This window comes from Myroides odoratimimus, assembly GCF_001485415.1.
GTDB classification, from domain to species: domain Bacteria; phylum Bacteroidota; class Bacteroidia; order Flavobacteriales; family Flavobacteriaceae; genus Flavobacterium; species Flavobacterium odoratimimum.
On sequence record NZ_BCMQ01000004.1, the window covers coordinates 180898 to 205416 of the forward strand.

At 30.2% G+C, this 24519-nt stretch carries 19 protein-coding genes; 6 read left to right on the forward strand and 13 right to left on the reverse strand.

The genetic code is table 11. The features are described 5' to 3' along the window. Nucleotides 1–37: 37 nt before the first annotated feature. Nucleotides 38–565: a hypothetical protein gene (locus tag MODO_RS05580; protein ID WP_059050891.1), complete on the forward strand. Its 528-nt coding sequence runs from the start codon at nucleotides 38–40 to the stop codon at nucleotides 563–565. A 2-nt stretch (nucleotides 566–567) separates the two neighbouring features. After that, on the forward strand, nucleotides 568–1110 hold the full coding sequence (locus MODO_RS05585) for a hypothetical protein (protein WP_059050894.1): 543 nt from the start codon (nucleotides 568–570) through the stop codon (nucleotides 1108–1110). Between the two features lie 80 nt (nucleotides 1111–1190). Here MODO_RS05585 and MODO_RS05590 read toward each other — a convergent pair whose 3' ends face one another. The 12 genes from MODO_RS05590 to MODO_RS05645 all read right to left on the reverse strand — a co-directional run bounded on the left by MODO_RS05590 (nucleotide 1191) and on the right by MODO_RS05645 (nucleotide 15095). Then, on the reverse strand, nucleotides 1191–1598 hold the full coding sequence (locus tag MODO_RS05590; protein ID WP_059050895.1) for a helix-turn-helix domain-containing protein: 408 nt from the start codon (nucleotides 1596–1598) through the stop codon (nucleotides 1191–1193). A 108-nt stretch (nucleotides 1599–1706) separates the two neighbouring features. Further along, the gene (locus tag MODO_RS05595) at nucleotides 1707–2057 is read right to left on the reverse strand and encodes a hypothetical protein (RefSeq protein WP_059050897.1); all 351 of its coding nucleotides are present in this window, start codon (nucleotides 2055–2057) and stop codon (nucleotides 1707–1709) included. A gap of 2 nt (nucleotides 2058–2059) precedes the next feature. Further along, nucleotides 2060–2974, reverse strand: a complete 915-nt coding sequence (locus MODO_RS05600) for a relaxase/mobilization nuclease domain-containing protein (RefSeq protein WP_059050899.1) — start codon at nucleotides 2972–2974, stop codon at nucleotides 2060–2062. 1 nt (nucleotide 2975) lies between these two features. Next, nucleotides 2976–3275, reverse strand: a complete 300-nt coding sequence (locus tag MODO_RS05605; RefSeq protein WP_059050901.1) for a plasmid mobilization protein — start codon at nucleotides 3273–3275, stop codon at nucleotides 2976–2978. 142 nt (nucleotides 3276–3417) lie between these two features. Further along, the gene (locus MODO_RS05610; RefSeq protein ID WP_059050903.1) at nucleotides 3418–3717 is read right to left on the reverse strand and encodes a DUF3853 family protein; all 300 of its coding nucleotides are present in this window, start codon (nucleotides 3715–3717) and stop codon (nucleotides 3418–3420) included. 341 nt (nucleotides 3718–4058) lie between these two features. After that, nucleotides 4059–6713, reverse strand: a complete 2655-nt coding sequence (locus MODO_RS05615; protein WP_059050906.1) for a restriction endonuclease — start codon at nucleotides 6711–6713, stop codon at nucleotides 4059–4061. Continuing rightward, complete coding sequence (locus MODO_RS05620) at nucleotides 6710–7396, reverse strand: hypothetical protein (protein WP_059050908.1); 687 nt, start codon at nucleotides 7394–7396, stop codon at nucleotides 6710–6712. The genes MODO_RS05615 and MODO_RS05620 overlap by 4 nt, the downstream gene beginning before the upstream one ends. Next, nucleotides 7393–10470 carry an Eco57I restriction-modification methylase domain-containing protein gene (locus MODO_RS05625; RefSeq protein ID WP_069190338.1) on the reverse strand — a complete coding sequence of 1026 codons (3078 nt, stop codon included), beginning with the start codon at nucleotides 10468–10470 and terminating at the stop codon, nucleotides 7393–7395. Before MODO_RS05625 ends, MODO_RS05620 begins: the two co-directional genes overlap by 4 nt. A 10-nt stretch (nucleotides 10471–10480) precedes the next feature. Next, nucleotides 10481–12430, reverse strand: a complete 1950-nt coding sequence (locus tag MODO_RS05630; RefSeq protein WP_059050912.1) for a site-specific DNA-methyltransferase — start codon at nucleotides 12428–12430, stop codon at nucleotides 10481–10483. A gap of 3 nt (nucleotides 12431–12433) precedes the next feature. After that, nucleotides 12434–12631 carry a helix-turn-helix domain-containing protein gene (locus tag MODO_RS05635; RefSeq protein WP_059050950.1) on the reverse strand — a complete coding sequence of 66 codons (198 nt, stop codon included), beginning with the start codon at nucleotides 12629–12631 and terminating at the stop codon, nucleotides 12434–12436. A 308-nt stretch (nucleotides 12632–12939) separates the two neighbouring features. Then, on the reverse strand, nucleotides 12940–13827 hold the full coding sequence (locus tag MODO_RS05640; protein WP_059050914.1) for a hypothetical protein: 888 nt from the start codon (nucleotides 13825–13827) through the stop codon (nucleotides 12940–12942). Next, the gene (locus tag MODO_RS05645; protein WP_059050916.1) at nucleotides 13824–15095 is read right to left on the reverse strand and encodes a site-specific integrase; all 1272 of its coding nucleotides are present in this window, start codon (nucleotides 15093–15095) and stop codon (nucleotides 13824–13826) included. Before MODO_RS05645 ends, MODO_RS05640 begins: the two co-directional genes overlap by 4 nt. 252 nt (nucleotides 15096–15347) lie before the next feature. Here MODO_RS05645 and MODO_RS19180 point away from each other — a divergent pair, with 252 nt between their 5' ends. Both MODO_RS19180 and MODO_RS05650 read left to right on the forward strand, forming a co-directional pair. After that, on the forward strand, nucleotides 15348–15575 hold the full coding sequence (locus tag MODO_RS19180; protein ID WP_144964297.1) for a hypothetical protein: 228 nt from the start codon (nucleotides 15348–15350) through the stop codon (nucleotides 15573–15575). Nucleotides 15576–15609: 34 nt separating this feature from the next. Beyond that, nucleotides 15610–16302, forward strand: a complete 693-nt coding sequence (locus tag MODO_RS05650) for a CPBP family intramembrane glutamic endopeptidase (protein ID WP_016649322.1) — start codon at nucleotides 15610–15612, stop codon at nucleotides 16300–16302. A 384-nt stretch (nucleotides 16303–16686) separates the two neighbouring features. On the opposite strand, the gene MODO_RS05655 is transcribed toward MODO_RS05650, so the two are convergent. After that, nucleotides 16687–17484: an aminoglycoside adenylyltransferase family protein gene (locus MODO_RS05655; protein ID WP_059050918.1), complete on the reverse strand. Its 798-nt coding sequence runs from the start codon at nucleotides 17482–17484 to the stop codon at nucleotides 16687–16689. Between the two features lie 755 nt (nucleotides 17485–18239). On the opposite strand from MODO_RS05655, the gene MODO_RS05660 reads away from it, so the two are divergent. Beyond that, nucleotides 18240–21977: an nSTAND3 domain-containing NTPase gene (locus tag MODO_RS05660; RefSeq protein ID WP_059050920.1), complete on the forward strand. Its 3738-nt coding sequence runs from the start codon at nucleotides 18240–18242 to the stop codon at nucleotides 21975–21977. A gap of 405 nt (nucleotides 21978–22382) precedes the next feature. Beyond that, nucleotides 22383–24518 (forward strand): cbb3-type cytochrome c oxidase subunit I, encoded by a 2136-nt coding sequence (locus tag MODO_RS05665; RefSeq protein ID WP_059050922.1) that lies wholly within the window; start codon nucleotides 22383–22385, stop codon nucleotides 24516–24518. The last annotated feature ends 1 nt before the right edge of the window (nucleotide 24519 follow it).

The window sequence follows — 24519 nt, forward strand, 5'->3', positions numbered from 1 at the left end:
GAAGGTACTTTTATATAAACCTTAAAAGACCTGAATTATGAATGCAAACCAAATTCCTTTAGAATCACATTTATGGACAAGAGAGGGGATTCTCTGTCCATATAGAATTATTAAAGAAATGTTTTCTGTCTATCGCTTAGAAGACTACAAGAATTCATTAAACGAATATTCATACTATGTATTAGAAATAAAAAAACGGTATGAGGGAACTGCTGGAGATATGGTATATAGATTTTTCATTCTCCATTCTGTATTTAGAGCATGTCATACTATTTTCAAAAATCCTAAAGAGTTTGAAAAACGGAATCTAACTATCAAGAAAACTGATAATATTGATGATTTCTACTTAGGTTCTCTCACATTAGAAGAATACTTAAATCCGTATATGACCTTCATGAATATCTTTACAATGGTTACTGTAGAAGACTTAGATTATCTATCAGCTGATTATGTACAAGATGCTTTAAAGGAAAAACAAATTTTTGAAGTGCACTACCAAATTCCTCCAATCTATTTATATAAGCTACTAGATGCTTGTTGGTTAATTTATAAAAGACTACAATAATTATGAAAACATACGATTTTACTTTAGAATCTCACTTATGGACAAAAGAAGATATCGAGTGTCCTTATGAGCTATTAGCGTGGTTAACTGATCTTGCACACATAGATTATTTTCAAGAACAGATTCGCAATTACTGTTGGTATCTACTTAGTGATAAAATGTATGATAAGGCTAAGGCATCAGAAGTTATTTTTGATTTAACCGTTTTACAATCCTTGTTTAAAGCGAGCTACCGAATCTTTTTAAACCCCAATGATTTTAAAGCCAAAAAGCTTACTGCTTTAGATGTGTCCGAAGAAGACTTACAAGAAATGAAATACATAAATGAACAAGAGTTTAAAAATCCATACTTAGTATTCAAAAGCATCTATGAGCAATTCGCATTAGATAGTATAACTAACTCTTTTTTCAATTTAGTTTTAGCTACAATGGCTAATACTGCATCCAACAAGGAATACGACAGCAATGTATCAATGCTTGTCTATCATAGATTATTAGAAGCTTGTCTGTTGATACAAATACGTGATACAGCTAATTACCGATAAATCTTTATCTAAAACGAAAAAGGTAGAATACCCTTCATAGTAGTTCTACCTTTTTTATTATATACGATATAATCTAATATCTATTTACTTTGAATAAGCTTTTCTAAACGATTCATCATTTCTTCTTTCTCTTTAAGCATACGCTCATACAAAGCAATCTTTTCTTCGTGAAGCTTCACAATTGCATCAATAGGACTATTATTGAAAATAGGATTTTGATTAACTGCAACAGAACCATTATCAAACGTATTTGAAATAATATTAATCGCCTGCTGTTCATCAAAATTTTCAATTGCTTCAACAGGTATCTTAAGTACCTTAGAAATCTGTTGTAACAGTGAATTATCAATTACTTCTTTTTGTTCTAAAACAGAGATTTTCTTTTGATTCCAATCTTCACCCAAATCAAAGGCAAGAACTTCTTGTTTGATTCCAAGCATTTCTCTAAAACGCTTTACATTTCTTCCTTGATGTATTTTATGTTCCATAATTAATAGCTTAGTTTAAGACGGCTCAAAAGAAAGCCAATGATAAAAAAAGATTGAAAGGTAAAGTTACACAAAAAACTAATATTTGAAATACTTCAATCAACAATGTTACTTCCATATTTTATACATACAAAAGCAAGTAACCAAGAAAAAGAAGATATTAAGTAATACTAGGTATAGAATCTTTTTTGAGTTGATAGACTTATTTACCTTGTAATGCTGTTCATTAATAGCTTGTAATCTAACGCAAAAATGATTCAGATAAGAATGAATTCGTTCTGTTTGTTCTTCTTCTACTTTTCTAAGCTCAGACACGTTTACTTTCACTTCAATATTCTTTATCTTTTTAGAAAGCTCCGTTTGTTGAGCGATATTTCGTTTCATTGTTTCTTGCAAGTAAACTACTTGTTGAAAGAGTAGCTCAGTGAGCTCTGTAAGTGTTGGTTGTTGCTTTGCCATAATTATCGTCTTATCGTTCGTCTTTTCTTTTTAGTGATATCAGGAGCATAGTCCTCATAGTAATTTCCGTAGGAGTTTAGAAAACTAAACATACTTACAGTATTTGTATTCCAATCCTCAAATGAAATTTGTTTGTCTTGATCTTTGAACAGAACAGTGTGAAATAAATCATCACTACGTTTGGGCGTGTTATTCTCAAACAGTTCATTTAGTTTTAGATTACGGTCAACTTCACTTGCTTTTAGATTTGTGTTAGTGGGTAAGTGAATAAACCGATACCCTTGAATATTTCCTTGTTTGTTTACACTTGGTTTCACTTCTATTTGATGCATACTCATCATATCAATATACTGTTGTAAACTTTTAGGGAGCTCCTTTAAAACAAGGTAGTGTGCTTTTTTAATCTCTTGTGCTACTTGATTTTGATTAGCTTTTACTTGTTCTTTTTTGTTTTCGTTCTCTTGTCTTATAGATATCCAACCATATTTTAAAGCTATTTCATGAGCGATGCTTTGTGCTTGAAATCCGATGTAATTATCCTTTAATGCTTTTCCTTTCTCATCAATGCGGTTAGCCAATATGTGAATGTGCTTGTGCTCTTTTTCAGTATGAACAAAAGCAATGTATTGCGCATGTTTAGGGTCTAACTTTAAACCAATTAAAAAATCATGGACAAGATTGTTTAAATCTTGATCTGTCATCTTCTTACTATCTTCAATAGTAGGTGAGATAACAACGGAGATTGTATTGTTCTTACAGCGTGAGTTTTGATTTTGCAATATCTGCATAGTTTGAAACATATCTTTCGGAGTTTCCCCCGAAAGATTGTTTCTAACAAGTTCATAGCCTTTGTTTGGATTAATCACATAATTAAAAAGAGCTGTTCCTCCAATACACGTTTTTGCTTTAGCTATCATATTACTTTAGTTTTTGAAGATGATCTCTAAGTAAGTTTGCAGTTTCAATGGTAGCTTCTTTTACACCTGTTGTATCACCAAGTTTAAACAGGTTACCAATTCTTCTAAAGTTATCAGCAAACTTGTTTAGGAGTTTGTAAATCTCAATTTCATCTTGTGTTAATTTATAGCTAAGTGCGTACCCAAGTGCAGTACTACGCAGGTACTCAGAAACGCTACAACCAATTTTATCAGCTTTGTTTTTTATAAGCAGAGATTCTGTTAGGGTAACTCTAAATTCTATCTTGTGTTCTCTTTTCATCGTCTTACCAATTTTGCGACCTTCGGGAGAAAAACGAGTGGTCTTTGTTCCGATTCAAATTTTCAATTTGTAAGGACAAAGACACATCTCGATAATTCTAACGTTAAATCATAGTGGTTAATAATTCATTTATATAAGAAGTTTACTTCTTTGAAAAGAGTTCTAATGCTAGTTCAGCATCTACAATTATCTTTCTACCATACTGCAATATTGCGTTTTTGATTTTACCTTCTTTTTTGATTTTGTTGGCAGTAGATATACTGCAACCAAATAATTCGGCTATACCTCGTATTCCATAAACGTAACGTTTACTAAGAGTGTCTTTTGATAGATTAGTAAAAGAATTAGGTGATTCATTTACAGTTATTTCTTTTAATAAGTTTAATAGCTCTTGTCCAGTCATTTGCCAAACAGGCTTCTCTTTTAATTCATTTAAATACATGTCATAAAGTTTTTTAGGTTGTACAATTGTTGTGTTCGAACATTGTAAAACTACCTATCAAACTCTGTGATAGTATGTGATATTTTATAATAAAATAAAATATAATTAATTGTAATTCAAATAATTATACTTATATATGGATTTTAATGTATGATATAAAATTTGTTCAAATTTCTTATTTAACAGGGAGGAACTATATTCTAATGAAAGTAGAACTGCTGTTAATTAATTACCTAAAATGATCTACTCTATAAACGATTATTCTTAAAAAATAAAAAATCTTAAGTTAAGGTTCTCCTTAACTTAAGATTTTTAATACTTATTACAATTGTATTAATTTATTAATTTATTAATTGTCCGACTTTATTTACTACCTTATACTCTAAATCTTCAAATTCTTCAAAATGCGCTTTTCCGCATTTAATTTTCATTTGTTCGTCTTCGCTTAGTTTTGACAAGTCAACTTGTGTTGTTCCTGTATCTTTTGTTTCCGCTACAAAATAAATTTTTTGCTCGTCTTCAAATATCAATGCCCAATCAGGATTGTAGTTCCCTATGGGGGTTGGTATTTTAAACCAATTTGGTAATTTAAAATAGAATTTTATTTGCTCACTCGTTTCACAATCTTTGGCAAATTTGCTTTCTATTCCTGAGTCTAAAGGCACGAATTCTTCATAAATAGTTTTGGATGAATCTGAAACTTTAAACGAAAAGTCATTCAAATATACTTCCAACTCTTGGGCTTCAAACAAAGTCATTTCATACTCTTTGCCACCTATCTTTTGATATTTGATTCCGTCAATCATTAAATCATATAACGTTCTCTTTATAGCTTGCGTAGCCAAGTCTAAAAAGAGTTGAGGGTTGATAATAACATCTTCAATTCTTCCTGATTGACTTAATATTGCTTCAATTGTAGAACGTGTTAATTCTGTTTTACTTTGAATATAGCCTAACACGTCAGGGATTTTCCAAGAATAACCTCCGTAAGATTCTATCTTCTCTCCAACATAATTTGTACCTACACCTTCAGTCGTCATAGTGATTCCAATTTTTGTGGAGCGAATAGAAGGTGATTTAATTTCAGGCAAATCTTTAATTGCTTTTGCAGTCAAGGTTATTAATTCGTCTGTTTTGTAATCTACTCTATAAGTAGTTTTCTTTTTCAGTTTCCCCCAAATTTCTAAGAATTTAGGGTCAGCTTCAAAACCTTTGCGGTATTTAATTGCAGTTCTTGTTTGTTTATTTTTGATTCTACCTTTAAATGATAATCCGCAATCTTCTTCTATTTCATTTTGAAGTGCTTTTGCAAAATCATCATAAGCTTCATTAGCTATAATAGTCAAACGGTTTATGTTTTGATCGTATGTTCGTTTACCATTTTGGTCAACAGCTAGACGTAAACCTCTACCAATCTCCTGACGTTTTTTAACATCTGATTTAGTTTCATTCAAGGTACAAATTTGAAATACATTTGGATTGTCCCAACCTTCACGAAGGGCAGAATGAGTGAAGATGAAACGCAAAGAGTTGCTTAATCCCAACAACTTTTCTTTGTCTTTCATTATCAAACTATAGGTGTCATCATCTGCTTTTGTTTCGCCGGAAGTGTCTTTAAAAGCCCCTTTTTTGTCTTGCGAAAAATAGCCGTTATGGGTTTCATCAACGGAGAATTTATCCAACTCTTTAAAAGCTGGTTTTGAGATATATTCTTGATAAATTTCTTCAAACCATTTTGCAAATTTTCCTTTTACAGGGTTTCCGTTAGTATCATAACTACGGTAATTTGCAACTTTGTCAATAAAGAATAATGATAAAACTTTAATACCTAATTTGTTCAGCCTTTTTTCTTTCTTTAAATGCTCTTCAATCGTTTTTCGGATTTGAAACTTCATTACTTCATCCGTTAAATCACCTTGACTATCACCTTTGTATAACAAACTTCCATTGGAAACTGAAATACATTGGTTTACGGCATCAATTTCTTCAATAATATAACCATCTGCATAAATTTCTCTTTCATTAGAAAGCTTGTATAAATCATCCCCGACTTTAACAGTAATTGTTTTCTTTCGTACACCATTTTTTTCGTTACTGTTTATGGTAATTCTTGCTGTTACTTTGGTTTTTGTAGCAGTTATGGATTCCACAAAAACAAAAGCATCATTGTATGCATTTTCTTCAACGATAGAATCAACCTCAATTTGTTTGACTAATCCTAAATCATAGGCTTTTATAGGATTTAAACTGTATGTTTTATTGTACTCATTTTTATGAGTTGCCGAATAACGAAGTGAACACAAAGCTTTTAAGTTATCTATGGCTTTAATACGCTTTTCTGTTTCCATATTTTGCGGTTCATCCACAATTACAATAGGATTTGTTGCTTGAATAAACTCAACTGGCTTCTGTCCGTTTAACTTGTCATTAGGTTTATTTATGATATTTTCATCTTTGGCAAAAGAATCAATATTGATTACCAAAATTTCAATGTTGTTGGTAGTTGTAAATCCTCTTAAAGTAGAAACTTTTGTGCTGTCATAAACCTGAAAGTTTACGGGAACATTATCATAAAGTGTTTGAAAATGTTCATGTGTAATTTCTAGATTCTTCAAAATGCCCTCACGAATAGCTATCGAAGGAACAACAATGACAAATTTTTTGAAATTGTACAATTTATTAAGCTCATAAATGGTACGCAAATAAACATAAGTTTTTCCAGTTCCTGTTTCCATTTCAATAGAAAAGTGCATACCATCTAACTTATCCGAAACCTCTATTTCATTACTTTCCTGTATACCTTGTAAATTTGAAAGAATTTGGTTTTCTGATAAAATCAGATTATTGCTGATACCATTTATCAAGTTTAAAACACCTTTCTCTTTTAGATCAAATTCCAAAATAGAATCTTCTAAGGGTTGCCCTTCAAATAAATCTGTGATTGATTTTATAGCTTCTCGCTGATAAGCTAAATTGGATTCAAAACTTAACTTCATTGAATTTCTGTTGAAAAATTAAACATTAAGTGATACAAGGTTACTTCATTTTGGGTACTGAGTTTATGCTTAGATTTATAACTATAGTCAAATTCATTACTTAGTTTAATCGATATCATTTCTTGGCTCAGCTTTGCATTTACAGTTTCTTTTCTATCATTAATTAAATCTTGAATTAATAATGAGTTTAAATTGTATATATTTTTATCAATACACATATCATCGACAACAAATCCAATCATTCCATTTGTACTAAAATATGAGGAATAATAGTCTGTTACAAATCGACAAACTCCATTTTTTACATATTCTGCATTTAGTCCAGTTGTTCCATTTAAATTTTGATTGCGCAGTCTTTTACATTCAATTATGTAATAAGCATGATCGTCTAAATAAGGATTTATTGGTAAGATACGAATATCAGCTCTACCTTTATTCTCAATAGTTTCATAGTCAAAATGGTAATTTGATAAATTAAAATTAGCTTTTTTGAATGAATTGTTTTTAAGATAATTTCTCAATATCACATTTCGAATCTCATTTTCATCATTAGGTAATGTAATATTAGATGAACAAATATTATTATAGCATACAATAATTCCTCTCAAAATATCTTCAAATTCATTTTGATAGAAGGTAATATTATGTTCATAACCAGCGGCATTTAGTTCTGTAAATATCATATCCTTGTCTTTCCTGATTTAAGAATGGCATCAGCAAATTCATTTACATCTAAATGACCAATAGCTTTGTGCCAAAGTCGCTTTTCATTCGGTTTAAAAATATAGAAATAGTCCTTTTCAAATCCTCTTATATCTTTCTGTACAAAGAGTTTATCTGTAACTTTTTCAGAACTAATCTTTGTTAGGAGCGATATCATTTCCCAATCATTATCTTGTTTATTTATCCAAACTATATCCTTTTTAAAAGAAGTAGAAGGAACAAGCTTAAAAAACATACCTACTATTTGATTAGTATGCCAAATTTCTACAACAAATTTTTTGTCTTCTTTTTCTAATTTCGATTTAAAACGATTGAGGAATAATTGAGCATAGCTTTCTAAGGCTTCATCTTTTTCCTTAATAGAAAAAAACATTTTCTCATAATTTTCATGTCTCATTATCATAGGAATGATCACTTGATTTGTATATTCAAGTAAATCGACTTCTTCATTAATTATTGAAAATGAGTCAAAAATACATTTATTTAACTCAATTTTTTTATTTCTAATTGATTTTTCTAAATCTAGATTCACTAGTACTTTTTCATTGTTGTATTGATCTAATAAAAGCTTTTCTAAAGATTCTACAGCAAGTGATATTTTTTCATCTTCTATTAATGGAATGTTGAGTTTTTCTTCATCATGTGATTCTTCTCGTTCTATCCCCGAAGAACTGAATGTCATTAGATTAAAATATGAAAAGAAAGTCGAATTTAGAATACCCGCTATTTGCTTTAATATTTTTATTGTATTTTCAGTTTCCCCTTTAATCCCTGTTAAAGAACTTTTATAGACCGAATCATGATAACAAATTGCAGAAACAGAATTCAAATAATTATTTACACCTCCTGATATTAACAAAATGGGACTTTTATAAAGCTCTTTATTTCTTATTCTATGAACAATATCAAATTCCCATTTTTTTGTATTATCTGGATTAATCCAATATTGTCTAATATCTGTTCTTGTATCTATAAATGACTTACCAACTAACTCAGAAGCATCATTTTTATCTCCGCCACCAACCATAATACCTTGTCCAATAATCAAGTCATTATTGTTTTCTATTCTCTCTTTTAACGTTACAAAATCAGTCTTTAACCTCTTAATTAAATTAAAATCAAGGTACGAACCATAAACTAATACTTTCCAAAGCCAATCAAATTCTTTCAATTTTTTTTGCTGAACTTTTTTGAAGTCTGATCGGTTAATTGTAAATATTTTGAAGAGTGAAAAAAATCTACTTGGCTTTAATGCAATATGCTCAATGATATTATCATCAGTTGCTTTATTATTTGCATAATTAAAAAACAAGACACAAGCTGGAGCAATAGCTTTATCATTAGATTTATCAAAAACTTCACGTCGAACTGGGGCTAATTCAAAAACCCTTTCTATGAAATAGTTATGTAAAAAGTATTCTCTAAAAGACTTACTTTGTAAATTATACAGAACCTTACTAGTAACGATTAATGCACATTTAGTTATTGATTTTGAAAAATCGCTACTCCTTAATAAAAATGCTTGTGCAATTTCTTTATTACCTATTTTAATTTTTGGAGTATCAAACCCAACTTCTTTCTTTTGTCTTTTTTCAATATATTCAATATACAAAGGTTTTTGTTTTTCTCCTTTACCTCTCATCCAAGGAGGGTTTCCTAAAATAAAATCAAACTCAATATTTTTTAATTCACTGTTAAATATAGCATTTATATCAAAAAAATCTGCTTCAAAGAAATTTGTATTAAAAAGAAGCGGAAACTTAAAAGTTTCTATTGCAGGAGGCTCTAAATAATCTAATAAAGTAAGGTAAATCGAAAATACAGCAACTTGAACTGCACTTAAATCCTTATCAATACCATAGATATTTTCTTTTGCTAATTTTTTTATAGCAGTTTTGAATTTTTCATCCTTAACCTTTATATCAGTATCCTCAATATACTTTTCAATAATTTTTCTAAGTGTTTCCACAAGGAAAATTCCAGATCCACAAGCCGGATCAAGCACTTTGCAATAAGAATAATTGCTAGATTCATTGGATAAAATGGCATTAATTCTAACATCTAACTTACTAGTGCTTGACAAATGTTTTTCTACAGTTTCCTTCAGAATGTAATCTACCAAAAAAAGCGGTGTATAGTATGCTCCTTCTTCTTTTTGATTATCCTTGCCTATAAACATTTCATAGACATTACTAATAAACTCAATAGGTATGATTGAAAAATCATACAGTTCAAAAAGTGACGGTTGGTTTTTAGTAATATTCTCTCCGAGTAATAATCTTTTTAATACTTGATAATCACTTGTATCAACTTGCATATACTCACTTGATGATAAAGGAAATAAATCACCATTAAATCCCTTGTCTTTATCTTCTATGTATTCAAAAAAAGCTTGGATTCTTTCAGGATTATCTAATAATTCACAAAACTCTATATTAGACCAAGTACGTGATTTACCATCAAATTTCATTTTAACTTTTCGATCAATTAAATATCGAACGAAAATGATTTTCCCTAAGAGGGAATTAACAAGTTTAGCTCTATTTTCATTACCTTCAACAAGAATCTCACGAGTAGCTTTGATATTTTGAAGCAAATGATAATCTACACGATTTTTATAGTCTAAGTTTTTTTTATACTGCTCCCAAACTCTTCCTGTTACTAATTCAAAGTAAGTAAAGTTCGTAAGGTTGTTAGTACTTCCAAGCTTTTCTAATGATTTATTCTCTTTTAAATAATTGAATCCATTGAAAATACTGACAGTTCCATTCTCTATAAAAATAGCAATTGGACATTCATTGAAATTCCAAATAGCTTCGTGAAGGTCAGACTTATTTTCCTTGTTTTCAAAAAACAATATCATAGGTTTATTATCAAATACGAAAATAGCATCTGGTTCAATTTTGCGTTCAATTAATCTTTTCACCCTATTAGGAAACGAGGTTTCAGTTTTCCATTTATTCTCTTTTGTAAGGAAAAGACCGTTTTCCTTACTTAAACCAAGCTTCGAAAATATTTCATTTAATTTTTCCATTTGCTTTTTGTTATATTGTTTTAAACTCAATTCCGGCATCTTTCATTTGAAGTACAGTATTGGTTTTCAATTGATCATTACCTTTAAAAAGTTTATCTAAGGCTATGACTTTAATCGGTTTTTCTACAATGACAGAATCAATAATTTCTTGGGTAGCTTTTTCTAATAGTAAAACCAATTCATTGTCGTTGATTTTGTGAAAATTATTCTTCTTTTCAATATAGCTATTGAGGTCTTTTCCACTTTTTAATAAAAGCTCATACACCATATTTTCAATGGTGGCAGATTCAGAAATGGGGTCAATAAACAGCTTTATTTGCTCGGCAAGAGCTTGTGTATCTTTACCTTCAATTTGTTGCCATTGTTTAAAATTGCTATCTTCTAATTGTAACACTTTGAATCCTAAATCTTGAGCTTTTGATTGTTCTATTTTGGCTTTTAGATTTTCAATTTCTGTTTTGTTTTCATTTGTTGGTAATTCACCTTGCAATTTTTTGATTTGAGTATTTAACTTGTCAATTTCAACTTTAATCTCTGTTTGGATTTTCTTCCCTACTCTACGAAGACGTTCTTTTGAAATGTCTGCTATGGTTTTATATCCTACTTTAAAGGCTTCACTTTTTTCATCGCATAATTCAGCAAGTTGAACACAAATATATTTTCTGTTGCCTCCATCTTCCTTGTTTAAATCCATAATTGCTTCTGAAAGTGGAGATGTACCACTGAAAAAATCTAAGCACAATTGATCTTTTGTTTGGGATAATTGAAGTATTCGTTTAATAAGTGAGGCAGGCTTTGGGGTTTCAAAAACTGCAATTCCATCAAATAATTTAGTTAGCTCTCTTTTGGCAGTATCATTTGTTCCCACATCTTTCGCCCACCAAATTGTTTCAGGTGTGAGCCCTTGTTGTCCTTCATTTAAAAACTTTTTTATCCGAGGAACGCCATTGCCATCATTACCAAACCATATTCTATTATCAGAAATAGCTTCATTCATCTTGGACTGAGTATATCGCCAACATGAACCAGAAGGAGGGTCAACTTCTCGACCAGATGGAGTTTTTAAAGTATAGAATTGTGATTTTGTACCATGTCCAGCTTGTGCAATTGCAGGAACAGAAGTCCAGTCGCCTCTGGGGTCGTTATCTGGATTTTTATACCTTGAAATAGCCTCATCATCCATTGGTAATAATCCTAATATTCTTTCTGCATCAATCGTACTTTTGGAATAACATATTATATAGTCGTGTCTTGTTGAAACAACCTTTCTGTTCTCCCTAGTAATTCTTTTTTCCCAAATAAACTGTGTTACAAAATTCTCTTCTCCAAAAATCTCATTCATCAATAGCCTTAAATTATGTACCTCATTATCATCAATAGAAACAAAAATCACTCCATCTTTTTTTAATAAGTTTTTAGCCAAATATAATCTTGGCATCATCATATTAAGCCAATTACTGTGGTATTGACCATTTTCTTTGCTGTTCTTTTTGAACATACCATCTTTGGTCATATAGCCTTCTTCATCTTTGTCACCCACACGCTTTTCATAGTCGGCTTTAGTTTCAGAGAATTTATCAGGATATATAAAAGAATCACTTCCAGTGTTGTATGGTGGGTCAATATAAATCATTTTCACCATACCAAAGTAACTTTTTTGTAGTACTTTCAGCACTTCTAAGTTCTCACCTTCAATAAAAATATTTTTAGTTTTATCAAAATCTACACTTTGTTCTTTGGCAGGGATTAAGGTTTTGGTTGTTGGAGTCTGTAGTATTTTAAAAGCATTACCTTTTCCTGCCCAATTCAAAACATATCGTTCATTAGAGAAATTGATATTTTCTCCAAGCGTGATCTTTAATTTTTCCCAATCGATTTTTCCTTCGGTAAATATTTCAGGTAGCACCTGTCTCAATGAGTTTATTTTTTCTTGTTCTGGTGTAAGACTTTTTCCGTCCATATTTTAGTATGCTTTACTTTCAATTAATAATGTTGCTACTTCAACGTCAAGGATTTTAGCAATTTTGTATAGGTCTTCTATACTTGGTTGTCGCCTATTTTGAGCATATGAGTTTACCATATTATAGCTCTTACCCAATTGCTCAGCCAACCATTTTTGTTTAATCCCTTTTTGTTCTAAAACATCTTTTATTCGATTCATTATTGAACTTGTTTTATCGTTTTCAAAAATATGAATAAACATTTAATATCTCACAAAATAGGGATTTAAATTATCATCTTGTTGTGTATGAAAGCATAGAATCTAACTTTCTTTACTTATTGACTTATTAGTTAATATAATACAATAGGTATTTTATAATCTTTGTATGTCTACAAGATGGAGTACTTCAAATTTAGTTCAAGTTTTAAGTAATAAGATAATAGAAGCTGTACCTTAAATATGACTTATTTATAGTGGTTTTCTACAAAATAAATAATAGAATTTAATAGATTACAATCACTTTAATTCTAATCTTCTTTCGTTTTATGTCCATAAGACTTAATCGTATTCAGATTTAAACTAAGCTCAGTACAGACAAATTCTCTCCATTGATCTTTAATTTGTTTATCAACCTTATCTGTATATGGCTTTAACTCTTTAGCAAACTTGGTCACTTGCTTGAAAGATTGCGTAAAGGGAACTTTAGGTTTTCTTCTATTTAAAATTAGATAGAAATCTTCAAAACTCAAATCATTAGTCGTAAAGCATTGCATCAAGATACACTCTTCATAAAGAAGGTTAACTTGCATACTTGTAAAAATATCATCATCTAAGTTTAGTCGTTCCTCTGGAAAGTATGTTATAATCCAACCTTTAGCTTTACTGATATGACTTTTAAACAAACTATAATAGTCAGTTAGCAGATGAATATTCTCTTTTTTAAATAGAAGCTTTTCATTTCTAATTTTCTCTAGTTCATTTTTAAAGTATTCAATATCTACTTCGTTAAGATTCTTAGGCGCTTCTAAAGGAATTTCCCTCTCTTGTACATGTCTTAAATCTTCAATAGCGAGTTTAATCTTGTCATCAAAGAGATGTGATATATAAACCTTGTAATATAGTTTATATAAGTCTAAGCTTTGTATTTGAGTATTATATTCTTCGAACAATAAATTAAGCTTATCTATAATTGAAACGATGTTATATAAAGTTTCTTTTGAGAAGTTGTTATTTCTAAGCTCAATAAGTAAAACTTCAAAATCTATTGAATCAAGATCTTTATAAACGATAGTATAAGATTCTTGCTTATAACATTGCCAAATATCATTAGTGAACTTATCTGTTTCTAGCTCATTTAAAAGCCTATCTAATGATTTAGAGTACTTGCTTAGCTTAATAGAAGTTGTATCGCTCATATCGTATCAAATTTAGTCATTGCATTAGCTTTGATTGTATCGGCTACATCAATATACGGTTTCATAGATTTATAATCAGAATGTCCTGTCCATTTCATTACTACTTGTACAGGTATTCCCAAAGATAAAGCAGTACATATAAAGGTTCTTCTTCCTACGTGAGTACTAAGATGCTCATGTTTAGGTTTTACTTCATCAATTCGTTTATTTCCCTGATAATATGTTTCTCTAATAGGTTCATCTATCCCAACTTCTTGACCAAGTGTCTTAACATAGTCGTTCATCTTTTGATTAGAGATCACAGGTAGTGCTTTATCATCTTCAAAAGGTACATCTTTATATTTATCTAAAATAGCTCGACTGTGTTTATTTAGTTCCACTCGTAGAAGATCGTTTGTTTTCTTGGTTACAAACTCAATCACATCATTGTTGATGTCTTGTTTGGTAAGATTATAAGCATCTGAATATCTAAGCCCTGTATAACAACAAAAGAGAAGGACATCACGCACCCTGTCTAAATAAGGTTTGTCAGTTAAATCTTTTGCCTTGATTTTCTCTAGTTCTTCTTGAGTCAAGAAAATGATACGCTTAGAGGTTTCCTTAAGCTTGGGTTTAAAGCTTTCAAAGTTATAAGCGATAGTATAGTTGTTACTTCTACACCATTTTAAAAACCACTTTAAAAAGCTAATCTGCTTGTCAATGGTGCTGTTTCTCATTAGCTTCTTTTCTCTAAGAAAAGTAACATAATCAAGGAGTACTTTCTCATTGATATCAGAGAACTGAAAATTACTCTTAAAGTTACCTAGATGTGAACGAACGGTGTTAAACTTAGTATAGGTAGCATCAGTCCAATCGTTGCGCTTACCACTACTTTTTACAAACTCATCAAAAGCAGTAAAGAGATTCTTTTCTGTAGCAGATATTGTTTGTTTATCTGAGTATCGTTTTACTTCATCTTTAAAGATTTCAAAAGAAGGCATCTCATTCTTTAGCTCAAACTCTTTAAAGATTCTATCAATGATTGTAGATAGTTCACTAATTGCTGTGTTGATTTCTGATGAACTTTGTTTAAGTTTGTTGGTACAACCATTACGGACTCTTTCTTTATGTTCATCCCATTTGGATGCATCAATTCGATAGCCCGTAAAGAGCTCAACTCGTCCGCCGTTATACACAACACGAGCTCTGATAGGAACATTCTCAACTACAAGAATATTGTCCTTTTTTCTTTTTTCAATAGCGAAAGTTACTTTTCTTTTTATAGTCATGATGATAGGTGTTAACACCCAAATATACACCCAATTTTTATACTATCATATACTATTCAATCACATTTTATAAAACATGCTTTATTTTAACTTATTGATTTTTAGTTAAATAACGCCTTAAAAAACTCTATGATTATATAGGTTATAATCCCTCTTTCTCCGCTGAAAAGCCCGATAACACTCGTTATCGGGCTTTTTTTATGTGCTTGTGCACCGAAAGTGCACCTTCCATAAATAGGTTACCTGATAACTTTGTGCAAGACAATACTAACACATAGATATGGATATGTATTAAATAATCCGTTACTTTATGCAGGTCCAAATGGAGAGGTTATTTCTGTTTTAATTGGTATAAGTGTTGGAGTTGTAATCAATGGAATTATGAATTCTATTAATAGATTTCCATTCTCTTATGGTGCTGAAAAGCTTTACCATGAAAGATTATATCTGAGTATAGTTATTCTGCAGAAGTGGCAGTAGGACTTATAAAATATCATTATAAAAACCTTTAAATATGAATATGAAATTTGAAACTAAGTATAACCGTATACTATTATTGATAATCTATACTATTTTGTTTTTTGTTATAGCTATTTATGGTGCAGGTTTTGTTTTTAAAGTTATAGATGTTTTTACAATTAGTATTCTTACTCTATTTATATTTAAGTATAAGGATTATAATAGCTTTTTAAAAATAAGGTGCTCTTTATTGAATTGTACTTTACTTATAGTAACGGCAATCTCTTTGGCTTTTTTAGGTAATGCTATTTATGCTAGAGGAGATGAATTTAATTATGTAATGCAACAACGTTATGAATATTCTGCATTTAGTTTGTTTGGTTTATTTGTACTAAGTCCCGTTATTGAAGAACTTTTGTATAGAAAATATTGGTTTAGATTTTTGACAGAGAAACATAAGAGAGTTGTTTCTATTATTCTCATTTCTCTTGTGTTTAGTTTAACACATATTTTTGGTGAAATACCTTTAATTATACCATTTATCTCAAGTATATTTTTATTCTGGATATATAATAAAACTCAAAACATAAGTTTATGTGTTTTATGGCACATGGTTTTTAATATTACATCATTTTATTCACCTGCTTTCTTTACAATAGATAATATAGGAAATCTGAAAATGCTTAGTTTAGTAGTTAGTTTATTATCTTTATTACTACTTTTCTTCTCTTTTAAAAGAAATGAATAATACTCCATACAGAAGTGGTTTTTAGTATATTATTATTTCTCGTAGGTATAGAAAAATTAGAAGAACTCTTTCTAAGCTGTACGCAGCACACCATTGAAATAGCTCTAAATACAACAAGCTCATTACAACTTTATAAATAGGTAAACGAAGTACAAGTTTTGAATTTAGAAGAACCCTCGCTACTTTGTAAAGCTCTTGTTACTGGCTCGCGTTCTTGTCAGTTCGTTTATTCTGTTCATTTTTTCGCAGTGTTGGGTTCTACGCTTGTCACTAGCGTGTCTGGGCTTTGCTCTAATTGAATAAAATTAAGAATAAAAGTCAATATAGTTAGCTTTAGAGGAATAGAAAAAGTTAACCTTAATTCACCATTAGATCAATCCCATGTTAATACCAGGTGTTTTGTGATTTGATTTCATTTTTTGTTTTTATTAATGTTGTCATAAAAGCACTAAACTGATGTAATAAATCTACATCTGTATCTTGAAGATTATTGCTTTCTCCTAAATAAACAGCTTTAGCATTAAGGAGTAAAGGTTTAAACTCATCAGGTGCAATAGGCAGTAAATAATCTATTGCTTTGTCTTTTGAGATTACTTCCCCAGTTTGAACAGAATAATACATTCTACAAAGTGTAAGAATCACATTTATTTCATCATCTTCTATTTCTTTTATTAAATTAGGTAATGAGGATAAAATAGCCTTATTAAATACCGTATCGGAGATAGTAGGTATTACTTCGGTGGCTTCTTTTCCATATAGAGTTAAGCTATTTAGTCTTACTTTTCTAAGTAAGATAGTAAGGTCTTCATCCTTTACAGTCTCAGGAATGTATCCTTTTGTGTATTCTTCTCTTAGCCACTCACCATACTGAAATTCCCTATATAGAGGAAATTCTAAACTACTTAGTTCTGATTGGTTTATAATGGTTACTTCTAAATATCGTTTACCTTGGTTATTGTCAATTTCTCCTGATAGTACAAGTAATTGTTCTATGAGTACTTTCTTTATTTCTAGAGATAAAGTTTGATTAACAAGGACAAAAAGATCAATATCACTTTTATGCTGTAATCCTCCCATTACATAAGAACCATAAAGGTAAATCCCTTGAAGAGTTTCCCCTAAAGTATCGATAAGAAACTCTGTGGCTTGGGTAACTTGAAGAGGTAAAGATGGGGTATTCATTTTTAGATTAAAAAATTCTTGAGATAATGTATTTACTTAACAACAGACTTGTCATTAAGTAAAAGTAAGAAAAAATGTAATAAGTCCTTTTAATCAATTGTTTATTGCATAAAAGCCATCTACAACTCCAAACTTCTACAGCACCTCATTCAGTCTATTTTCCAAAGACATTTACCAAAGTATCGGCAATTATCTTCATAAACATAAGAGAGAGTGATAAAGACAGACAAAAAGCAGCCTGTCAATATAGTGAAATGTAATGATGGAACAAGGATAGTAGTTTGATAGCATACTGTTCGCATCAAAAAGGCGCAAAATTATGCGACCAGTATGCGACCAGTATGCGATAATTATGCGACCACTGCTAATAACGTTTGATAATCAATAGATTAATTAGTTGTGTCATAGCAATAAAAGTATAGAATTTTTAGGCACTTGAAGTTACATTCGTACCATCAAAATTACTTGCTCTTGCAGAGGGTAGGAAAACTACTCCGAAGTCATTAACTTTTTTGTTGAAATAGTAGATAGACTCAAAATATTGAGGGGTTTACGGATTTCCGTAATAGGATTAAAGAAAGTTTTAATATGTTTGAATCTGAAATATCACTATAGATCTTTTCATAAAATAGATAGTTGTATTTCATGAGAAAAGATGTTAGCCGCCAAAACAACATATTTTTTTCCCAACACAAAAGCTAACTCAAAAAAACAAAAGAGATGTTTTTTACCAAAGTTCGAAATAAATAATTAATATGAGTAGACTGCAAACAATAGAAAATCGACTGAAAGAAATTAACGGAACTGTCTTTCAAGAACTTTGCGATAGTTATTTAACTATTAGAAATAATAATTACTTAGCTATTTCTAGGACAGGCAGTCAAATAGGGAAACAAAAGACAACAAAAGGAACCCCTGATACATTCTTCCAATTACCTAACGGAAATTTTTTGTACTCTGAAATAACAACTGATACAAGTACAAAAAACAAGCTTGCCAATGATATAGAAGCTTGTTTTGATCCAATCAAGACAAAAATTCCTGTTGAAAAAATTCAAGAAATCATTCTTTGTTTCAATTGGAACATAGACCAAAATCAAATAACTGAATTAAATACACTTGCTCAGGCCTATAAAGCTGATATTAAAATTCGTTATTTGATGCTACAAGAACTAGCTTTAGAACTTCACTTGAATCATAGAGATTTAGCTCATCATTATTTAGGACTACCTTTAGATACTGGTCAAATAGTTTCAATAGAAAACTTCATCAAGGAGTATGATAGAGCTTCAAAAGGTATTGCAACGCCATTAAACAACACATTTTTACATAGAGAAACAGAACTCGAAGAATTAAATAATGCAATAGATAGTCACGACTTTATAATTCTTACAGGATCGCCAGGAGTTGGAAAAACAAAGTTAGCACTTGAAGCTATAAATAATTATTTATCAAAAAACGATCCTTTTCAGGCTTACTGTGTTTCTTACAAAAGTCATACTCTACTTGACGATTTGTACCAATATTTTGACGTAGACAAGAATTATATACTTTTTGTGGATGATGCAAACAGAATTGATGCATTTGAACAAATAACAGGTTTTTTCAAAGCCAATAGAAAGGGAAAACTTAAGATAATAATTACAGTTAGGGATTATGCGTTTCAAGAAATTGGTAGAAAATGTCAAGAATTTTCAACTCAACGAATAGACTTGTATAAACTATCAGATGAACAAATTATTGACATAATAAAAGCTGAACCATTTGAAATATTAAACCCTGATTACCACAAAGAAATAGTTAGAATTTCTGATGGAAATCCAAGATTAGCTATAATGACATCATTTTTAGCTAAACAAGAACAAAATTTATATGCCCTTCATAATGTATCTGATTTATTTGAAAAGTATTTTTCAACTTTCATCAAAGATGATGGCGAGTTTGAAAACCCATTAAACATAAAATGTCTTGGACTAATTGCTTTTTTTTATACCATTCCATATAAAAATAGAGAAGTAACGGAATTAATTTTAAAAGAGTTCGATGTTTCATATAATGATTTTATTGATATAATTGATACTCTCGACAAATTAGAGTTGGTGGAAATTCAATTTGAGCACGTGAAAGTGCCAGAGCAAAATCTTGCGACTTTTTTCTTTTATAAGGCATTTATCAAAGATAATTTACTTTCATTCAGTAATCTCTTAAACAACTACTTTGAGAATTATAAACATAGATTTACAGATACTATAATTCCTGCCAATAATACTTTCGGCCCACAAAATGTAATGGACAAAATTAAACCTGACTTGGTAAATTATTGGCAACACATTAGTTCTGATAGCAATAAATCTTTTGATTTTCTCAATTCATTTTGGTTTTATTTACAAGACCAAACTTTAGAGTTTACATATCAGCAAATAGAAACATTTCCAAAAGCAGAAGAAACTATATATGATACTTTTTATAAAACAAATCAGTTCAATTATAACAAAGATGAAATCATTGAATTACTAGGGAATTTTTTTCGTCTTAATAGTAAGAATTTAAAGGATTCAATTGAATTGTTATTTGAGTATGTATCACGTAAATCAGATAAATTACCCGAATTAATACATAAAATTAGAGAATTGTTGATTTTTGATAGAGATGATGAATACACCAACTTTTATAGACAAAGAACTCTTTTTGACATTCTAATAAAAGGTGTTGAAAATAATGATGAGTTACTTTCTATATCCTTTTACGAACTTGCTAAGACTTTTCTTTCTCATGAATTTCAGCAATTTAAGGGAGGAAGAAATAATAGTTTTGTTCACTATCAATATCCCATTCCAAACAATAAGACTATTCAGGAATTCCGAACTAAAATTTGGAATACTTTAGAAAGTAGTTTTGACTCTCGACCAGGTTTGGCTTTTAGTCTTTTAAAAAATTATTCAAGAATTCATCCAGATGTTAATAAAGAGATTATGTTATTCGATATTCCATTTGTAGTTAATATAATTGATAAACATTTAATTAATGAAAATTTTGAACATTGTAAATATGTTCAAAACCAAATAAGATGGTTTAGAAGAAACGATTTAGATTTACCTGAATTTTCAAATTTAACAAACAAATTTGTTAATGGAACATATTTAGCTTTTTTGAAAATTGATTGGGGCAGATTTAGAGATAAGGAAATGTATGAATTTGAAGATTTTCGTGAATATGACCGATTAAAAGAGGCGGACATAAGAAGTTCATTCATTTTATCCTGCGAGGACGAAATCAACGATTTTTATAATACTTTCATTTTACTTAAGAATTCAACAGAAAATAATTGGAGTTATAATAATGCACTAGATTTTGTTATTGATGAAAATTGCTCAAAAGACCTAAAAATAGGCCTATTTTTGTTAAAAAAAGTAATTGAAAATGATAATCAAGTTAACTATGTTCCAAGAGTTACCTTTAGAAATCATTTGAAAGTTAAAGATTCTGTAAATCAAATTTGGGAACTTATTCAGAAATCACAATTTGAAAATAAAGAGCTTTGGGAATTATCATTTTATGATTATATAGATGATCCTTTAATTACTAATGAACTAGCCGATTCATTAATTAATACAATTTCAAAAATGAATAAACCCAATACAATTCATTTTGACAGTCTTGTTCGATTTTTAAAAGTTAGACCAAACCTATTTCAGTTAATTTTAAAATTAATTACTGAAAAGAACGAGAGGGAAGGTTCAAGATTACAAGTTTGGATGGATTTGTTCAGTAAACATTTTGAAAATCTTGGAGAAGATTTTGAATTGATTAAAAAGGCTTATATCCAACAAAATCTTATTCAACATCATTTTGATTATCAAGGACAAGGATTTTTGCAAATATTAAGAGTTGATAAAAATTTCTTAATTGAGTTTGTTGAAAGCCTATATTCTTCCACTGAAAGACATAGCCTCAGTGGCGACCATAGTAATATGAGTTATGTATGGAATATAGATAATATAGAAGATACGCTTATCCAAGTATTTGACTTAGTTATTGAGAAAGATTTATACTTTGGTATTTTGGAGCATTACTGCAATGTTTTCTTTACAAATCTTAAAGAAGAACATACATTGAGAGCAGATAATTTCATTAGACAATATGTAATCAATAATAATAACAATTACAAAAAGATGCAAATTGTTGTTGATCTAATCAGACACACAAGAAAAGAATTGTTTGAAGAAATTTTTCTATTATTCATATCATTAAATCAAGATAAAGGAACTTTTAGCAGGTTAATGTGGAGAGGAAATGGCGGAATTTATTCTGGAGATGTAATTATTGGAGACATTCAAGCTTCAGAATGGAGAAACTTATTGGAAATCACAAATAAATCAGATGTGGGAATAAAGTTGATTCCTATAAAAACCTATATAAATGAACAAATTGAATCGTGCTTAAGAAGTGGAGATAGGGAAAGACAAAGAAAGTTTTTGAGCAATAATTATTAAAATGGTATTGCAGAAAAGCTATATGTATTTCCAATTTATAACGCCTGACAAACTATTAAAAAAGTGAGCATCCTTATTTATAAAACATATGGTATAAAGAGGCTAACCCTCTTTCTCCGCTGAAAAGCCCGATAACACTCGTTATCGGGCTTTTTTTATGTGCTGGTGTACCTCTTTCTTTTAAAAAAGCTCATAAAGAATTATATCGTTTAAAGCACCAATAGAGTAGTTGTTTTTCTCCTCAATCTCTTTACTTGGTCTATGTTATTATCTCTAATCTGTACCATCTCTTTCATGAGGGAGCACAATACCTTTGGCTTTAGATAATAAATACTAAACACATGGTATGCCAACACGATTATCTATAAACTAGGTGTATGGTTTACTTACTTAATAATACTCATAATGAAAATACTGTCTTTTGCTCCGTGGTCTATTTTTATAAGTTTTTTACTTTTTATCCATCCAACAGCGATTTGGGCTAACAATATGGAGCCTTTAAAATTTAGGGTTAATAACCAAGATATCTTTATTGTTATCGTTTTGATTCTAATAGTGCTACTGGGTGCTTTTTTTAGATCATTATATTTAAAGGCATCTTATCTTGATAAGTTGTATAACTTAAACAAAGAATTAGATTCAAATTTAGTAAAGATATCTATCACAAGCCTTACAAAACGTCAAATCCGTGTTTTATTAAAAAGTACAAAGTTAAAATACCTGATCGGGTTTATTTTCTTTATTTCTGCATCAAATCTTTTTGCACAGAGTAATATCAAAACAACAGAACCATCTCTTTTAACAGAGCCAGGGATTATCATTATTTTGATTCTAATCTCAATTCCTATTCTATTAGGTGTAGTAATTATGCTTATTAAAATTTCCAATATTATTAGTGTGCAAAAAAATAAGCTAGAGGATCAGCATACAAAACAATTTAAAGAGTATTTAGAGCATTTGTCTGAAGAGGAGTCAGACTCTTTAAAAAAACGAGAGATTGCCCTAGGGTTTTCATTGTCCAATAAAGAACTCTCAGGAGAAAGTTTAATTCAAGATCAAAAGGGGTTGATTTCGTTGTCAAAGACTGAACTAGCACCCGTTGTTGCTAATAAGAAAAGAAACTCTGTCAAGGTAGATATAGACCCAGGGTTGGCTAAACTTATTTTATGGTTTTTAGGAACAGCTAGCTTTTGGTTAATTGTAGGTACCACTATTGGGGAGTATTTAGGGATTAAATTTATAGCACCAGATATAGATCATAGTAGTTGGCTTAGCTTTGGAAGACTAAGACCCGTGCATACTAATGCTGTATTCTGGGGATGGGCTTCTTTAGGGATGATTGGATTGGGGTATTATATCGTACCTAGAGTTAGTAATACAAACTTGGTCAATATTAAATGGGGATGGTATTCACTTGTTTTAATTAATGCTTCCGTTTTTATCGGGTCTATTAGTTTAATGGCTGGTGTAAACAATGGAGGAGGAGAGTATAGAGAGTATATATGGCCTATTATGTTATTGTTTGCTTTAGGGTTGTACTTTACGCTTAGATGCTATTTAAAGACTATAGCCAATAGAACGGATAAGGATATTTATATTTCTAATTGGTATATCGTTGCTGCCGTTATCTTTATTACTATAGTAGCTGTTGTTGGATATTTACCTTTTTGGCAAGATGGTCTAGGAGAGACAATCGTGCAGGGGTATTATATGCATCAAGCAGTAGGGATGTGGTTTATGCTTTTTACTCTAGGAATAGTATATTACTTTCTGCCACAACAACTTAATAAACCAATATATTCATACAGTTTAGGAATATTAGCTTTTTGGAGCCAGATATTGTTTTATACATTAATTGGAACCCATCACTTTGTTTTTAGTGCTATACCATGGTGGTTACAGACTGTTGCTATTGTAGCTAGTGTTGGAATGGTTATTCCTGTAGTAGCGGGTACAACTAATTTTTTCTTAACCTTTAAAGGAGTTTGGTATAAAATCAAGGATAGTTATACCATTCCGTTTTTTGTAATAGGTATTATGTTCTATTTTACGGGTTCTTTGCAAGGTACAGCAGAATCCTTTCGATTTACAAATCTGCTTTGGCACTTTACAGACTTTACAGTGGCTCACTCTCATCTGACGATGTATGGAATTATCACTTTTCTCTTATGGGGATCTATATATGCATTAGTACCACAAATAACGGGTAAAGAAGCGCCACAGATTACAATCGGAGCTCATTTTTGGTTAGCCTTAATAGGATTGTTGTTTTATTCAATCCCTTTAATGTACGGGGGAACATTAAGAGGCTTAATGTGGATGGAAGACTCTGCCTTTATAGAGAGTGTCAAGTTTATGATGCCTTATTGGCTATGGAGAGCTATTGGAGGAAGTCTAATGTGGTTATCTCATTTATTCTTTGTCTATAATTTTTATAAGATGATTCAAAAAGACGAATCCGGTTCTTTAGATAGGGTAGACTTAACCTTTGAGAAACTAGCTGATGATAGCGTAGATAATGACAAAATATTTAATAATTAGT

What these genes read in the sequence shown, in the direction of transcription:
- MODO_RS05615 (WP_059050906.1), bottom strand. Translation starts at nt 6,713, where the DNA reads ATGAAGTTAAGTTTTGAATCCAATTTAGCTTATCAGCGAGAAGCTATA.
- MODO_RS05580 (WP_059050891.1), top strand. Translation starts at nt 38, where the DNA reads ATGAATGCAAACCAAATTCCTTTAGAATCACATTTATGGACAAGAGAG.
- MODO_RS05585 (WP_059050894.1), top strand. Translation starts at nt 568, where the DNA reads ATGAAAACATACGATTTTACTTTAGAATCTCACTTATGGACAAAAGAA.
- MODO_RS05655 (WP_059050918.1), bottom strand. Translation starts at nt 17,484, where the DNA reads ATGAATACCCCATCTTTACCTCTTCAAGTTACCCAAGCCACAGAGTTT.
- MODO_RS05660 (WP_059050920.1), top strand. Translation starts at nt 18,240, where the DNA reads ATGAGTAGACTGCAAACAATAGAAAATCGACTGAAAGAAATTAACGGA.
- MODO_RS05620 (WP_059050908.1), bottom strand. Translation starts at nt 7,396, where the DNA reads ATGATATTTACAGAACTAAATGCCGCTGGTTATGAACATAATATTACC.
- MODO_RS05595 (WP_059050897.1), bottom strand. Translation starts at nt 2,057, where the DNA reads ATGGCAAAGCAACAACCAACACTTACAGAGCTCACTGAGCTACTCTTT.
- MODO_RS05645 (WP_059050916.1), bottom strand. Translation starts at nt 15,095, where the DNA reads ATGACTATAAAAAGAAAAGTAACTTTCGCTATTGAAAAAAGAAAAAAG.
- MODO_RS05635 (WP_059050950.1), bottom strand. Translation starts at nt 12,631, where the DNA reads ATGAATCGAATAAAAGATGTTTTAGAACAAAAAGGGATTAAACAAAAA.
- MODO_RS05625 (WP_069190338.1), bottom strand. Translation starts at nt 10,470, where the DNA reads ATGGAAAAATTAAATGAAATATTTTCGAAGCTTGGTTTAAGTAAGGAA.
- MODO_RS05665 (WP_059050922.1), top strand. Translation starts at nt 22,383, where the DNA reads ATGAAAATACTGTCTTTTGCTCCGTGGTCTATTTTTATAAGTTTTTTA.
- MODO_RS05630 (WP_059050912.1), bottom strand. Translation starts at nt 12,430, where the DNA reads ATGGACGGAAAAAGTCTTACACCAGAACAAGAAAAAATAAACTCATTG.
- MODO_RS05650 (WP_016649322.1), top strand. Translation starts at nt 15,610, where the DNA reads ATGAATATGAAATTTGAAACTAAGTATAACCGTATACTATTATTGATA.
- MODO_RS05590 (WP_059050895.1), bottom strand. Translation starts at nt 1,598, where the DNA reads ATGGAACATAAAATACATCAAGGAAGAAATGTAAAGCGTTTTAGAGAA.
- MODO_RS05605 (WP_059050901.1), bottom strand. Translation starts at nt 3,275, where the DNA reads ATGAAAAGAGAACACAAGATAGAATTTAGAGTTACCCTAACAGAATCT.
- MODO_RS05610 (WP_059050903.1), bottom strand. Translation starts at nt 3,717, where the DNA reads ATGTATTTAAATGAATTAAAAGAGAAGCCTGTTTGGCAAATGACTGGA.
- MODO_RS05600 (WP_059050899.1), bottom strand. Translation starts at nt 2,974, where the DNA reads ATGATAGCTAAAGCAAAAACGTGTATTGGAGGAACAGCTCTTTTTAAT.
- MODO_RS05640 (WP_059050914.1), bottom strand. Translation starts at nt 13,827, where the DNA reads ATGAGCGATACAACTTCTATTAAGCTAAGCAAGTACTCTAAATCATTA.